The sequence below is a fragment of the Bacteroides sp. f07 genome, from assembly GCF_042854785.1.
Taxonomy (GTDB): domain Bacteria; phylum Bacteroidota; class Bacteroidia; order Bacteroidales; family Bacteroidaceae; genus Bacteroides.
Genome location: NZ_BAABXI010000002.1, coordinates 410,309 through 423,962, shown reverse-complemented (window position 1 = coordinate 423,962; position 13,654 = coordinate 410,309). Strand labels below are relative to the sequence as shown.

General features: G+C 43.9%; 11 protein-coding genes. 2 read left to right on the top strand and 9 right to left on the bottom strand.

All coding sequences use genetic code 11. From position 1 onward, the window contains the following. Positions 1 to 23: 23 nt before the first annotated feature. The gene (locus ACGHVY_RS16715) at positions 24 to 806 is read left to right on the top strand and encodes a head GIN domain-containing protein (protein ID WP_390600030.1); all 783 of its coding nucleotides are present in this window, start codon (positions 24 to 26) and stop codon (positions 804 to 806) included. 94 nt (positions 807 to 900) lie between these two features. Here ACGHVY_RS16715 and ACGHVY_RS16710 read toward each other — a convergent pair whose 3' ends face one another. Next, positions 901 to 2,646: a tetratricopeptide repeat protein gene (locus ACGHVY_RS16710; protein WP_390600028.1), complete on the bottom strand. Its 1,746-nt coding sequence runs from the start codon at positions 2,644 to 2,646 to the stop codon at positions 901 to 903. A gap of 512 nt (positions 2,647 to 3,158) precedes the next feature. Between ACGHVY_RS16710 and ACGHVY_RS16705 the strand changes: the two genes are divergently transcribed. Continuing rightward, positions 3,159 to 3,494, top strand: coding sequence for a hypothetical protein (locus tag ACGHVY_RS16705; protein WP_390600026.1), 336 nt, complete (start codon positions 3,159 to 3,161; stop codon positions 3,492 to 3,494). Positions 3,495 to 3,682: 188 nt separating this feature from the next. Here ACGHVY_RS16705 and ACGHVY_RS16700 read toward each other — a convergent pair whose 3' ends face one another. From ACGHVY_RS16700 to ACGHVY_RS16665, 8 genes are all read right to left on the bottom strand, one after another. After that, positions 3,683 to 4,162: a hypothetical protein gene (locus ACGHVY_RS16700; RefSeq protein ID WP_390600023.1), complete on the bottom strand. Its 480-nt coding sequence runs from the start codon at positions 4,160 to 4,162 to the stop codon at positions 3,683 to 3,685. Continuing rightward, positions 4,152 to 4,661, bottom strand: a complete 510-nt coding sequence (locus tag ACGHVY_RS16695) for an RNA polymerase sigma factor (protein WP_390600022.1) — start codon at positions 4,659 to 4,661, stop codon at positions 4,152 to 4,154. Before ACGHVY_RS16695 ends, ACGHVY_RS16700 begins: the two co-directional genes overlap by 11 nt. 61 nt (positions 4,662 to 4,722) lie before the next feature. Continuing rightward, the gene (argB, locus tag ACGHVY_RS16690) at positions 4,723 to 5,496 is read right to left on the bottom strand and encodes an acetylglutamate kinase (RefSeq protein ID WP_390600020.1); all 774 of its coding nucleotides are present in this window, start codon (positions 5,494 to 5,496) and stop codon (positions 4,723 to 4,725) included. 57 nt (positions 5,497 to 5,553) lie between these two features. Next, positions 5,554 to 7,446, bottom strand: coding sequence for a biosynthetic arginine decarboxylase (gene speA / locus ACGHVY_RS16685; protein ID WP_308743930.1), 1,893 nt, complete (start codon positions 7,444 to 7,446; stop codon positions 5,554 to 5,556). 70 nt (positions 7,447 to 7,516) lie between these two features. Next, a complete protein-coding gene (locus tag ACGHVY_RS16680; protein WP_390600017.1) occupies positions 7,517 to 8,587 on the bottom strand; it encodes a hypothetical protein in 1,071 nt (356 codons plus the stop codon). Positions 8,588 to 8,597: 10 nt separating this feature from the next. Then, positions 8,598 to 10,364 (bottom strand): HSP90 family protein, encoded by a 1,767-nt coding sequence (locus ACGHVY_RS16675; protein WP_390600015.1) that lies wholly within the window; start codon positions 10,362 to 10,364, stop codon positions 8,598 to 8,600. A gap of 9 nt (positions 10,365 to 10,373) precedes the next feature. Next, on the bottom strand, positions 10,374 to 12,875 hold the full coding sequence (locus tag ACGHVY_RS16670; protein WP_390600013.1) for a tetratricopeptide repeat protein: 2,502 nt from the start codon (positions 12,873 to 12,875) through the stop codon (positions 10,374 to 10,376). A 221-nt stretch (positions 12,876 to 13,096) separates the two neighbouring features. Beyond that, on the bottom strand, positions 13,097 to 13,624 hold the full coding sequence (locus tag ACGHVY_RS16665) for a shikimate kinase (RefSeq protein ID WP_308743926.1): 528 nt from the start codon (positions 13,622 to 13,624) through the stop codon (positions 13,097 to 13,099). Positions 13,625 to 13,654: the final 30 nt, after the last annotated feature.

Below are 13,654 nucleotides of genomic sequence, written 5' to 3'. Positions count from 1 at the left end.
TAACACCATAGAAATTCAAAATTATGAAAACAAGTTTATTAGTCTTATTTACAACAGGATTGTTCCTAATACTAACCGCTGGTTCCTGCTTACAGGGAAAACACGTAACCGGCAGTAAAAACTATCTCACTAAAAAAGTTGAAGTCGGGCAGTTCAACGAAGTTAAGTTATCGAGTAGTGCAAATGTCACGTATCATCAAGGTTCTCAAAATTACATAGAAATTTATGGTTCCGACAATATCATTCCACTTTTAGAGACTTATGTCGATGGCAATACACTTATTATAAAGTATAAAAAGAACGTCACTATCTGGAAAGGTAAACTGGAAGTCAAAATATTCTCACCGGAACTGAATAAATTAACGATTAACGGTTCAGGAGATATACACTTCGCCAATGGCATACAGACCAAAGAAGATATATCACTCAGCATCAACGGTTCGGGAGACATTAAAGGCGAAAAGTTCAAATGCCGGAGAATGACTATATCCATCAATGGATCGGGAGATGTGAAGCTTCAACAAATAGAAAGCAAAGAATGCATTGCCAGTATTGCCGGTTCCGGCGATATCGGTCTGAGTGGTAAAACGACCAATGCCGAGTATAAGATTGCAGGTTCGGGGAATATTGAAGCCGGCAACCTGAAATCGAAAAATGTATCGGCCAGTACAGCCGGTTCCGGCAGCATCAGTTGCTACGCCACTGGAAAACTGATAGCACGCGTGACAGGAAGTGGAGATATAGCCTATCGGGGAAATCCTCAAGAAATAGACGCTCCACGAAAAAATATACGGCAGATTAAATAATCAAATAAGCTTCGAAAACATAAATGGGCTACTGCATCATGCGGTAGCCCATTTATTTAGTAAAGCGGATTCGTTATTAAAAAAATAACTTTCACTAAAATGATACAATAAACTCATCAAGCTTTGCCGGAGCTCCTTCTTCATGAAATATCTTCTTATAAAGCTGCTTTCTACTCATAGAAACAGCACTTTGGGTACGGCATATCAATTGAGAGATTGCAGAAGCAGGCAGTCTGATTTTTAACAACATACAAATACGCAACTCTATTGTAGTAATAGAAGGATGCAAAACAAATAACCGGTTTGTGAAATTGTCATAAGTCTCATTGACTATTTGCTCCAGCTTCTTCCAATCAGTACTAGTCAATGCAATTATCGAGTCCTCAATCGCCCGATAACAATATACATAAATATCTGATTTCCGAAGCGCTTCCTCCAACAAGGTCTGCTGCCTTTGCGCAGTTTCCACCGCTCGATTAGTCTGCTCCAATTTCTCTTTTTGCACTAAAAGCAGTTCCTTGCAAAGCACATCTTTCTCCTGTTGAATGGATTCTATTTTTTCTTCCAGTTCCTTAATTATCTGTTTATTGCTTTCTATATACTGTTTACTCTTTCGATATTGTTCCTCATATATATTTCGCAGTATATCTTCTTGCCGCCGGGCCTTCTCCTTCTTCATACGGCTATACTGAATAGCGACACCAATAACAACTGCCATAGTAATCATTACATAAATAATCCACGCACGCTGCTCTATATTTTCCTGCCGCAATTCCTCTTTTTCTTTTTCGGCATGATGCAAATCATACAATACTTTTATTTTCTGCAACGACTTGATATTAGACTGCACATAAGTACTATCAGAACATTCTGCGTATTTTTCAAGATAAGCAAGCGCACTCACACAATTCTTATCGCTTTTTTCTATCTGATACAGATTCCAACAAGCATATTTCCTTTCAGTCCAACCCTCATTCTCCAACTCACGTTTGAAATAGGCAACTGCCGAATCTTTTTGCCCGGTACGCAAAAATAGATTTCCCAAAACATTATAGTTCAGTTTATTGCTATCCTTTTCTTCATTTGTTATTTTCTTCAATATTTCCCGTGCTTTATCATTATTACCGGTCTTAATATAAGTACCTGCCATGTTTTGCCAAATATCCACCTTTTTATCTAGTATATCTCCACAGAGTTCCGATTGTTTATACGCTTTCTGATAGTAATATAAAGCACTATCTGTTTGATTTTGCAAATTATAGACATCGGCTAAGTCACATAGCACATCAATGCAAGCTCGCTTGTCATTTCCCGCCAAAGAATAAGAGTAGGCTATTTGAAGTTCCCGTATAGCCTCTTTGAAAAGATTCATATAGACAAACGATTTACCGATTTGATTATATATCCGTCCAGTAAAAGCGTCGTCTTCAACTTTTACAGACTGTTCTAAAGCTCTAAAAGAATAAAGCAATGCAGCAGGATCATCTTCTGCCTTCAGTTCAAGATGCCGCTGTCCCATAAAATAATAAGCTTTCATCAACTTATCACTTTCCTTTCTTTTCTCGTAGTACTGGATTACATCAGTCAATAGTGAATCATATGGGTTGGGAATATCACATTTATCACATGCCTCAGTAACTAATAAATTATAATACATTCTTGTCGACAATGATTCTTTCTGCATCTGCTCTTCTAAAGAATCGAGAATAATCAAAGCACTATCCGGATTCTTTTCTATGATATTTTCAATATGTGATATATACTCCGGAATTGGTTTATGGCATGCGTACAAACAGATTACAACTAGTAATAAATATAATAATAGATATGTGTTTCTCATCCGACTCAGTTTTGATTTGTTATATGTGTCGTACAAATATAAAAAAAATGCAACAAAGAAAAGGATAATTATCCTGTTGGCATATATGAATGATTTCAGAAATAATTAAGTTTATTCATTTAAACCTTTCTGAATTATTTCTGAAGTCGAATTAGATAGCCTAAGTTTTTTTTTGTCGTACATTTAGAGCATTAAAATATATAATCCAAACTTAATTCTTGGTTTAGAAAAAAAGTTGCGCAATACCCTAATATTAATTTAAAATCAGAAATTATGAAATCAATTTATGCAAAATTTATCATTAACATTTTAGTAATTATTTCCTTATTAAGTTACCAATATCAAGAAAAAATGATTGAGCCAGCAACTGACATGAATAATACGACCAATTATTATGACGTATTGGAAGTGCAGTACCGATCATTGGCACTGTTGCTGGAGCAATAGCTGGAGCTATCAGTGGAGCATTTACAGGAGCAGTGGCAGGATGTTAAATCTTAAAATATAAAACAATGAAATGGTATTTTTTAGTATTAGTACTTTATAGTTCCTTTTGGGGATTTATCGGCTGGGGCATTCAGGGAGAAATAACTGGATTGATAATAACCTTAGCATTATATCTAACAAGTATGCTGATTACTATCTTTAATTTCAAAAATCCAGTTTTAAAAGAAGCGACGATAATACTTTATATTCCCAGTATGATTGTTTATGCTATTATAAAAAATTATGGTTCAATGAGTAATTGGAAAGTCATATTTATCATAATCGCGATACTCCTGCAAGCAGGTCTTCTAATTCCATACTATTATTATAAAACTAAAAAGAAGAAGAATACAAAATTCTAAAAGAAAAGAAACATTAGACTCAAAACCTCAAAAAGCATAAAAGGGCTACTGCATCGCGCGGTAGCCCATTTATTTAGTTAGTTTTTATCTAAAAATTTGAGAGAATTGAAAACTTCACAGTTTCGCTTTCGTTGTTGTTTTAATTAAGCACACTAACTATATTATATGTTTAAAGCAAATGAAAATGTCTATTCGTTCATAACCTGCACCTTGTGATTAATCCTCGCCAGACTGTCAGCGAGAACCTGGTCGGCTTTCACATCATTCGAGATGGCGACCGACGGTGCTGTTACTTGTTTACCAATGGTATCCGTTGCCAATATACTTCCGTCATCACCGGAGAAAGAATGTTGTGCCACATTCCCCAGTGAAAGGATGATTGCAATTACGGCAGCGGCCTTAAACAGAGGGATAAAACGACCGATCAGTGTCAAGCGTTTTGCTTTTACGACCACAGGCTCCACCTCTGCCAGAATACGAGCGTCAAAGTCTTCGCCCAGCCCTACTTCCTGCTGAACCTGCTGATAAACAAACAAGTTCTTATAGCGGAGCAAATGAGCCGGTACGTCTTCTTTCGAGAAGAAGTTGCGCAATACCGCTTCCTCCTCGACAGAAGTTTCGCATTGCCAGTATCGCTCCAGGAGCTGTTCTATATCCTTATAATCCATATTCGTCAATTTCTAAATACCTTTGTTTTACCTTTTGCCTGGCTCTGAAGAGATTCACTTTCACTTGTTCCTCTGTCAGATTCAGCAGGGTTGCAATTTTTTTATAGCTCTCACCTTCAATGTCCCTCAGTTGCATGATAAGCCGCTGTTTTTCGGGAAGTTCGTTGACCAGCCTGTTGATGATATTTATTCTTTCATCATGAACCATCCGGTCGTACGGACTATTAGCATCAGGTTCTTCCTCCATTTCGGGGGTGAGTTCCACGTTCTGCGCTTCTCTCTTCTGACTCCGGTCTATCGCCAAGTTCTTTGCCACTGTCAGGCAATAGGCTTCGACGGATTCAAACTGAGACCACTCATCACGCTTGTTCCACACTCTTATCATGGTGTCCTGAACGACATCCTCGGCTTCTGCCCTATCCAGGGTTATTCTGAGCGCCAGTCGAAAGAGTTTGTCCTTCAACGGCAAAATATCGTTTCGGAAGCTGATTTCTTGCATCTCTATAATAATGACGGGCTAGGATACGAAAAGTTACAGTCGCCCACTACTTTTTTTTGAATTATTTTTTTATTCTTGTTCCACCGTTACCGTTAATCGCTGATGCTAAGGTAATTATCACTTCGGACACTCCCGCATTTATTGCATCAAAAGAGTTCTCCAGTTTAGGAATCATGCCACCTTGAATAACGCCGTCAACTATGTATTGTTCGAATTCCGCACGGGTAATCTGAGGAATCACGCTATCATCATCATTCTCGTCACGCAACACGCCTTTCTTCTCGAAGCAATAGACCAACGTTACGTCAAACAGAGCCGATAGAGCCTTTGCCGTCTCTCCGGCAATGGTATCCGCATTGGTATTCAGCATATTGCCTTGTCCGTCATGTGTCAGCGGCGCCATCACCGGAACGACTCCTTTGTGTATCAAGTCCGACAACAAAGTAGCATCCACCTTTTCCACATCACCGACAAAACCGTAATCCACGTCTTTCACCGGACGTTTCACCGAACGGATTACATTCATATCCGCTCCGGTCAGCCCCAGCGCATTGACTCCACGAGCCTGTAGCCCGGCAACGACACTCTTATTCACCAGACCGCCATATACCATCGTCACCACTTTCAGCGTCTCCGCATCAGTAATACGGCGGCCATTTACCATTTTACTTTCTATTCCCAGTTGCGCGGCAATCTTTGTAGCCGAACGGCCGCCACCGTGAACCAGCACCTTATGGCCGTTGATAGCGGCAAAGTCGTTTAACAACTGACGAAGGGTGGCGTCCTCTTCTACGATTTTGCCACCCACCTTAATAACTGTTAGTTTTTCTCTCATTTATTAATTTCTAATAAGTTCACCGAATGGAGAATCCAGTTCCGGCGCCTTGCCGGGTTATTCTAAATACGTATATCCGTAAAGTCCCGAACGATAGTTGGAAAGGAACTCTTTCCCTTCTTCCAGGGAAATCTTACCTTCTTTCACTGATTTCGTAACCCAAGTTTCGAGCGTACGCACCAGCTTCTTCGGATTATACTGTACATAGTCCAATACTTCCGCCACCGTTTCTCCGTCAATAATCTGTTCTATATTATATCCTTTCTCATTCACAGAAACATGCACGGCATTCGTATCACCGAACAGATTATGCATATCTCCCAGAATCTCCTGATAAGCCCCCACCAGGAAAACAGCTAAATAATAAGGCTCTGTTTTCTTCAGACTGTGCACAGGCAGGTAATGAGCCACATTGCGTGTAGAGATAAAGTTTGCAATCTTGCCGTCCGAGTCGCACGTAATATCCTGCAAGGTAGCCGAGCGTTCCGGTTTTTCATCCAACCGCTGAATAGGCATAATCGGGAAAATCTGGTCAATCGCCCAAGAGTCTGGAAGAGACTGGAACAGCGAGAAGTTGCAGAAATACTTGTCTGCCAACAATTTGGACAATCCACGAAATTCATCAGGTGCATGTTTCAAACCACCGGCAATCTGATTAATCTCACGCGTGATAGACCAGTACAGACGCTCGATTTGCGCACGGGTTTTCAAATCCACAATTCCGTGGCTGAACAAATCCAACGCTTCTTCCCTAATCTGCTGGGCATCGTGCCATGCTTCCAACATCTTGTTCTGATTCAGCGAATCCCATATACCATATAGTTCCTGCACCAGTTCGTGCGCGTCAGGAGCAATTTCCTCTTCGTCATCCCATTCCGGCAAAGTAGCCGTTTCGAGCACCTCAAAGATAAGCACCGAGTGATGTGCTGTCAATGCCCGTCCACTTTCCGTAATGATATTCGGATGCGGGATGCCGTTCTTATCACTCACGTCCACCAAAGTAGAGATTGAGTCGTTCACATACTCCTGGATGGAATAATTCACGCTGCCCTCACTGTTTGACGAACGGGTACCGTCGTAATCAACCCCCAATCCGCCGCCAATATCCACAAACTCCACGTTGAACCCCATCGAATGAAGCTGCACATAGAACTGTGACGCTTCACGCAAAGCCGTCTTGATACGGCGGATCTTCGTCACCTGGCTACCGATATGGAAATGAATCAGCTTCAGGCACTCCTTCATTCCTTTGCTTTCAAGAAAATCGAGTGCTTCGAGAAGCTCACTGGAAGTCAGGCCGAATTTGCTGGCGTCACCGCCCGATTCCTCCCACTTGCCACTGCCAGAAGAAGCCAGTTTGATGCGGATACCGATATTGGGCTGCACATTGAGTTGCTTCGCCATCTTGGCAATCAGCTTCAACTCGTTCATCTTCTCCACAACGAGGAAGATACGCTTGCCCATCTTCTGCGCAAGCAAAGCCAGTTCAATATAACTTTCGTCCTTATAACCGTTGCAGACAATCAATGAGTCAGAGTCCGTATTGACAGCAATCACCGCATGAAGTTCCGGTTTAGAACCGGCCTCAAGTCCGAGATTGAACTTCTTTCCATGGCTGATAATCTCTTCCACCACGGGGCGCATCTGATTGACTTTAATCGGATAGATAATAAAATTCTGGGCTTTATACCCGTATTCTTCCGCCGCCTGCTTGAAACAGGACGACATCTTTTCGATACGGTTGTCCAGAATATCCGGAAAACGCAACAGCATGGGAGATGCCACATCCCGCAGTTGTAACTCATCGACCAGTTCTTTCAAGTCGACAGCCACTCCATCCTTACGCGGTGTAACAACAACATGACCTTTGTCATTAATACTAAAGTACGAGGTTCCCCAACCTGTGATGTTGTAGAGCTCCTCAGAATCTTCAATACGCCACTTTCTCATTTTTCTGTAATTCGGTGTTTTTAGTAAATAATTGGACGGCAAAAATACAGATTAATCTACATGTTGCCAATTAATTGGACACAATTTCTTTCAATCGGTCTGTATATCCGCTATTTCCGTTACGGGCATCATATCTTTGTGCCAAATCGGCAGCCTGCTGATAGAAATAATCGCGAAGCTCGGAAACGGCATAGACCCCGTCCGCACGATAAAGAGGAAACTCTTCCGGCAAAGAGAGCCGGACTTCCTGACGGTCTGCATATTTCAAGGTTTCCACCATGTCACACGAGAAACGATATTTCTTCAGCGAATTGCTGCGCAAGCTCCAGTCCGTGCAACGTTCTATATACTCCCAACCCCTTTCCGGCTTCGTCATCATGTTATAAGCGACAAACAGCCCCATGTATGACAATAAGTACTCATCCTTTTCTCTTCCCGCCAGCGCCTCTTCGGCACGTGCGCACATATCGGCGGCAATCTCCGGCTTGCCGGCTTTCAGCGCATAATAAGAAAGTTTCAGATAAGCACGAAGGTTGGCCTCATAACAGGTCACCTGCTTGTTAATCAACGGCTGCGCCCGGCTGTAAGCCTCATCAAACTGTCCCGTCTCCAGAAAATAATCCAGCATAAAGTTCAGTTCACAGGCTTCACACGACTGGCCGTCAATCTTCTCAGCCAGCATCTTGTCGATATACTCTTTCGCCTTGTCATACTGCCGCATCCATACACACTCTACCGACCAGCGGTGGTAATAACTCCGCAGAGAATACCCGTTCCGGAGAATACGCTCTTTATAATCCTCGCCTACCGCTTCCACCTGTTCCATCGGAATGTCCGGCACATCGAACGTGCAGGCCCATATCCACTTATACTTCCACAGCAAATCATCCTCTTTGATGATGTCCTTATGATTTTCATAATCATCCAGGATTTTAGAGAATACGGTAATCTCTTCCGTATCCGCCGAAAGCAGATTCAGTTCATAAATAAGGTCGAGCCGCATCTCCGTGGCCCATTCCACATCTTCATTCTCGTCCGCAATGCGAATCGCCTCTTTCAGCAGGTTCGCTTTCTCACGAGGACGCAGGCTGTCGTTCTGAGTCTGCAACAGCAGTTTTTGTATCTCAAGCGTGTATCTCATATTCTTTCAATTAATTCAGGAAGTTAATAAAATCATTCATTTTCGATGTCATCAGTTCGCTGAGCGAATGATTGAAGAGTTCCATTTCCTCGCTGTTCACCGGATATTTCCCTTGCAGGAGCGACTGCACATACAATATATGCACCACATGCTGGAACATTTTATTGTCTCCTTGTATTTGCAGTAAAGTCCGCACCATCTCATTATCGGCATTGAACGTCAACGTAGGCGGAACCTGCTTTGCGGCATTCACCGACCCCAGCACGGCAGCCAACGGATTATTGGCACTCTTCGTTGTATTCTCCTTCTCCTCAGCCACAAATATCACCGGAATATCCACTGGTGTAAAATGTTTCAGACGGCAAACACAGCCAAAACGCTTCAACAGCTCATTCGCTTTTGCTTCAAAAGCCTGAAACTCCATCCTGCACTCCACTTCTCCAAACTGTTCCAGCAGCCGTGAAGGAGATATTTCATCCAACGTCAGTTCCGGATTCAGACGGACATACTTTCTCAACAACGCCTCATCAAACGTATAGGCGGCATTCACAACCAGCCACCCTTGCGCTCCGGCGATACGCCGTACTTGCCGGAAATCTTCCAGATTCCGGGTAAAGCATATCACATTGCCCGCCGAACGGATACTTCCGAAACTACGTATTCCCTTATTCGTCTCAAAAGGAAGATAATCCATAAACAAGCGGAGCAATTCATTGTCTTCCGAAGCAATCGCCTTGATATGGAAATGATGAACATCCATAATCTTATTGAACATGGTACGGTTATTCTGCACCAGTCCCCGCAAGTAATCCTTGATAGCTGCTCCAATCTCCTTCCGGGCATCCTTCAGCAAATCATTGCTCACCAAAGACTCCCGCGAAGCGGTAGACAACAGCCCGTCCGCATTCACCAGACAACGGATAAAGAATGCCCACGGTGGCAGCAGATTGCAGTCGTCCTCGCTCAGCAGCATACGTTTCAGATATACCTTATGCGAATTGCGCACGGAAAACTGCGTACGGAAAGGCAAGACATAAAGCACTCCTTCCACGCGCCCGCTTTCAGTACGTATCCTGAAAGCATCGAGGGCGGACGACCGGAAAGCCTTCACCCCATAATCGAGCAACTCCTTACGGGTCGATTTCGGATCGAGCCATACAGGCGAAGGCGTATTCACCAGCTCCTCTTCACCTTGATAATGCAGGTAAATGGGATAAGGCAACACCTCGCCATAATTGACCAGTATCTTTTTAAACATCTCGTACTCAAAAAGATGCATCCAGTCACTTTTGGGATGCAACACCACCTGCGAACCGATTGACTGCTCCTCGTCAGACAAAGCCAGCTCGTACGTGCCGTCCACCTTTCCACACCAGCGGACAGCCTGCCCGCCCATTGCAGAACGGCTTTCCACCCTAATCTCATTGGTAACCACAAAACAGGACAACAGTCCGATACCGAACCTGCCTATAAAGTCATCCGCATCGGGCGTATCCCGTTTCGAACTTTCTCCGATAATAGTAAGGAAGCGGTGCACCTCCTCTTCTTTCAGCCCGATTCCATTGTCCCGGAATATCACCGTTTTATCATCATTCAGGAAGACATCAATACGGCCAGCATAATTCTCGTCAATATTGCGCAGTGCCGTGATGGCATCCACACAATTCTGCAATAACTCCCGGACAAAAGTATTCGGATTACTATAAATATGCTCCGACAACAGGGCAATCATCCCCTTCAGGTTGACCTGGAACAATTTATTTTCTTCTTTCTCCATGTTCCTTTCTTATTTTCTCCTTCTTCCGGTGATTTTAAGAGCTTTCTCATTGCCGTTCTCGGCAGCCTTCTCGAACCACTCCATAGCAATCTCGTCATTTTCCTCTACACCATTTCCCATCAAATAGGCGTTTCCAAGTTCGAACTGTGCTTTATCGTTATTTTTTTCGGCAGCTTTCATCAACCATTGTACAGCCGTTTCCGGATCGGGCGTGCAACCTTCGCCGTACATCAGCATCTTGCCGAGATAATAAGTCGCGCCGACATTCTCGTTACCCGCCGCATCCGCAAACCAGCGATAGGCCTCGGCGTAATTCTCCTTCACGCCTACTCCATTATAATAACAAAGTCCGGTGCGATACATACTTGCCACATTCCCGCTATCCGCAGCCAGTGTGTAATATTTGAAGGCTTCCGTCTCATTATCTTCCACTCCGATACCCATCTCATAACAGATACCCAGCCCTTCGCTGTACCATTTATACTCATCGGCAGCTTTTTTGAAATACGAGTAAGCCTTTTCCGACTCATTCAGCCTGTCATAATCATACAGGTAATACTCACCCATACGTATCATAGCCATAGGAACTTGATTGGCAACCGCCTTTTCATACCACTCTACGGCCTTCTTGTTATCTTCCAGGCAGGAGCCGTAACCGAAGAAGTTGTAATCCCCCATTTTAAACTGGGCGTAACCATAATTCTGCTCCGCCGCCTGCGTCATATATTCCACAGCCTTTTGCGGGTTCTCTTCCACTCCGTTACCATTCTCATAAGCCAGCCCCAACTCAGTCAGACAGCGGGCTTCATTCTTTTCCCCCCCTTTGGAGAACCATTCAAGCGCCTTGTCGAAGTCCTCTTCCGTACCGAGCCCATGCTTATAGCAACGTCCCAACGCAAAAATCGCATCCGTATCACCTGCTTCGGCAGCTTTTATATACCATCCGAAAGCCTCTTCCGGCCGCGCTTCACCTAGAACACCTTTTTCCAGATAAAGCCCTACACGGAACATAGCATAAGGATAACCCTCACCGGCAGCCTTGCTGCACAGTTCAAAAGCCTTTTCATAACTCTCCTCCACTCCGTCACCATTCTCATATAAGAACGACAACTCTACCAAAGCAAAACAGGAGCCCAACTCAGCCGCCTTCTCATAATATTCCCTTGATTTCACGGCATCCGTCACACCACCATACCCGTTTGCCAGATAAAGAGCCGCACGGCAGTATCCGTCAGCATTTTCCATCGAAGCCGCTTTCTCATAATACTCCATTGCTTTGACATAATCCGGTTCTTCGGACAAGAAGCCGCGTTCATACATCCATCCCAAACGATAGGCTGCATTTCCCGAACCCAGCCCAACAGCCTTCTCCAGCAACTCTTTCGCACGGCTCATGTCCTCTTCCACCAAGTCACCGTTGAAGTACACGTTTGCCAGTCCCTCGATACCCGGCACATAATCATCTGCCACACATGCCTCAAGACACGCCAGCCCCCGTTTCACATTCTTATAGTCATCATTGTACAAGTAAATCAGTGCCAACTCATACGCGCTGTACAACTCGCAATAGAGCACTCCCTTTTCCAACCATTCAATCGCTTTGGGCATATCCAGCCACTCTTCTTCCTGATAATTATATCCCAGGAAGCCAGCAGCAGACCACACACCGGCACGCCAGGCCTTTTCCCAAAGTTCAAAGGCCAGTTCTTTCGGTTTGCCCAGTTCCGGATAACGGAAATAAAGCGTACCCAGATTTTTAAGAGTATATAAATTCGGAACTATCTCCAATGATTTCTCATAACAAGCAGCTTCTTCCGCCACATTCCCCTCTTCCCTGTCGAGTGCATCTCCCAGCGCAGCATAGGTATGGGCACGCAAACGATGTCCTTCGGGCAGTTCGTCCAACAATTCCTGACGTATCTGCAACGCTTTCTCTTTATTGCCTGTAAATTCCTCGGCAAAAGCACGATAATGTTTTCCCCACAACAGAGCTTCGGGAGAAGAAAGAGCCGCAAAACGACGTTCACCTTCTTCCTTATCCTGTTCGCAATAAAATCCCATAAGTTTCCAATAAGCAACGGTCGCTTCCGCTTCCGCCCACCCCATATCGGCAGCTTTTTCGTAGAATGGGAACAAATAACTCATATCACGTTTTCCGCAGCGGGCTTCGGAATACTGGGCACCTTTCTGTGCCCACCCCGCACCGCTGAATACAGCCACACGGTCGCATACCTGCATCACCTTCTCCCACCAGAATTCATATTCTTCTTCGTTGAGATCGACCTCGACATTACAGTCGAACGCACTGAATATCAGTTCAAAGAAATCTTCCGTCAGTTTCTCGTCTTCCCGGGTATCCAAAGCATATTCGCACACAGCCAATGCCTCCCACCAGTTTTCAGCATTCAATAATGAAGTCGTCGTGTATTGCGGGAACCATGCCGCAGCAGGTTTTCCTGAAGTCTTAATTTTAGCAGATAATCTCTCAAAATTCTCTTTTAATGTTTCCATGATGTAGGTTTTTACCTTGTTTTTATATTATAAATCTCGTAACGAGCGCCAAGGTACAAATATTGACCGAATGAACAAAAAAGAGAATCAAAAAAGATAAAGTCTGATACACGATTCAGGCACGGATTACACAGATTACACTGTCGCTCTACAATACATATATTTAGAGGAACCGTGAAATCCGCGTAATCCGTGCCTGTAATTATGCAAAAATTCTATTTTTATAATCCGAGAAGTTGTTGCAAACGCTGAACGGAAGCGGCAATCTGCCAACGGTCTTCCAATTCGTCGGCATTGAAGACATACTGTGCCTGAGTATAGAAAGGAGCGCGTTTCTCCAACGCCTGCACAATGAACGCTTTCAGTTCGTCATCCTCTTTTCCCTGAAGAATGGGACGTTGCTGTTTGGCTACACGCAAGCGCCTGAACAACACATCGGGATGCACATCAAGGAAAACCGTCTTCCCCACCCGGTTCATAAATTCCATGTTATCAAAAAAACAAGGCGCTCCACCTCCCGTAGAAATTACCACATTCTCAAACTCGGCTACTTCATGGAGCATGCTCCTTTCCAGTTCCCTGAATCCTGTTTCGCCCCGTTCGGTGAATAATTCTCCAACAGTTCTGTGAAAACGCTCTTCGATATACCAGTCCAAATCAATGAACGGTACATTCATCTTACGGGCAAAAGCCTTGCCCAACGTCGTTTTTCCGGCACCCATATAGCCGGTAAGGAAGATACGAACCATAAATGACTAATTTTGCTCACAAAATTAGTC

Coding starts and splice junctions, on each gene's coding strand:
- ACGHVY_RS16705 (WP_390600026.1), top strand. CDS start 3,159: ATGAAATGGTATTTTTTAGTATTAGTACTTTATAGTTCCTTTTGGGGA.
- ACGHVY_RS16700 (WP_390600023.1), bottom strand. CDS start 4,162: ATGGATTATAAGGATATAGAACAGCTCCTGGAGCGATACTGGCAATGC.
- ACGHVY_RS16715 (WP_390600030.1), top strand. CDS start 24: ATGAAAACAAGTTTATTAGTCTTATTTACAACAGGATTGTTCCTAATA.
- ACGHVY_RS16680 (WP_390600017.1), bottom strand. CDS start 8,587: ATGAGATACACGCTTGAGATACAAAAACTGCTGTTGCAGACTCAGAAC.
- argB (WP_390600020.1), bottom strand. CDS start 5,496: ATGAGAGAAAAACTAACAGTTATTAAGGTGGGTGGCAAAATCGTAGAA.
- ACGHVY_RS16675 (WP_390600015.1), bottom strand. CDS start 10,364: ATGGAGAAAGAAGAAAATAAATTGTTCCAGGTCAACCTGAAGGGGATG.
- ACGHVY_RS16710 (WP_390600028.1), bottom strand. CDS start 2,646: ATGAGAAACACATATCTATTATTATATTTATTACTAGTTGTAATCTGT.
- speA (WP_308743930.1), bottom strand. CDS start 7,446: ATGAGAAAGTGGCGTATTGAAGATTCTGAGGAGCTCTACAACATCACA.
- ACGHVY_RS16670 (WP_390600013.1), bottom strand. CDS start 12,875: ATGGAAACATTAAAAGAGAATTTTGAGAGATTATCTGCTAAAATTAAG.
- ACGHVY_RS16695 (WP_390600022.1), bottom strand. CDS start 4,661: ATGCAAGAAATCAGCTTCCGAAACGATATTTTGCCGTTGAAGGACAAA.
- ACGHVY_RS16665 (WP_308743926.1), bottom strand. CDS start 13,624: ATGGTTCGTATCTTCCTTACCGGCTATATGGGTGCCGGAAAAACGACG.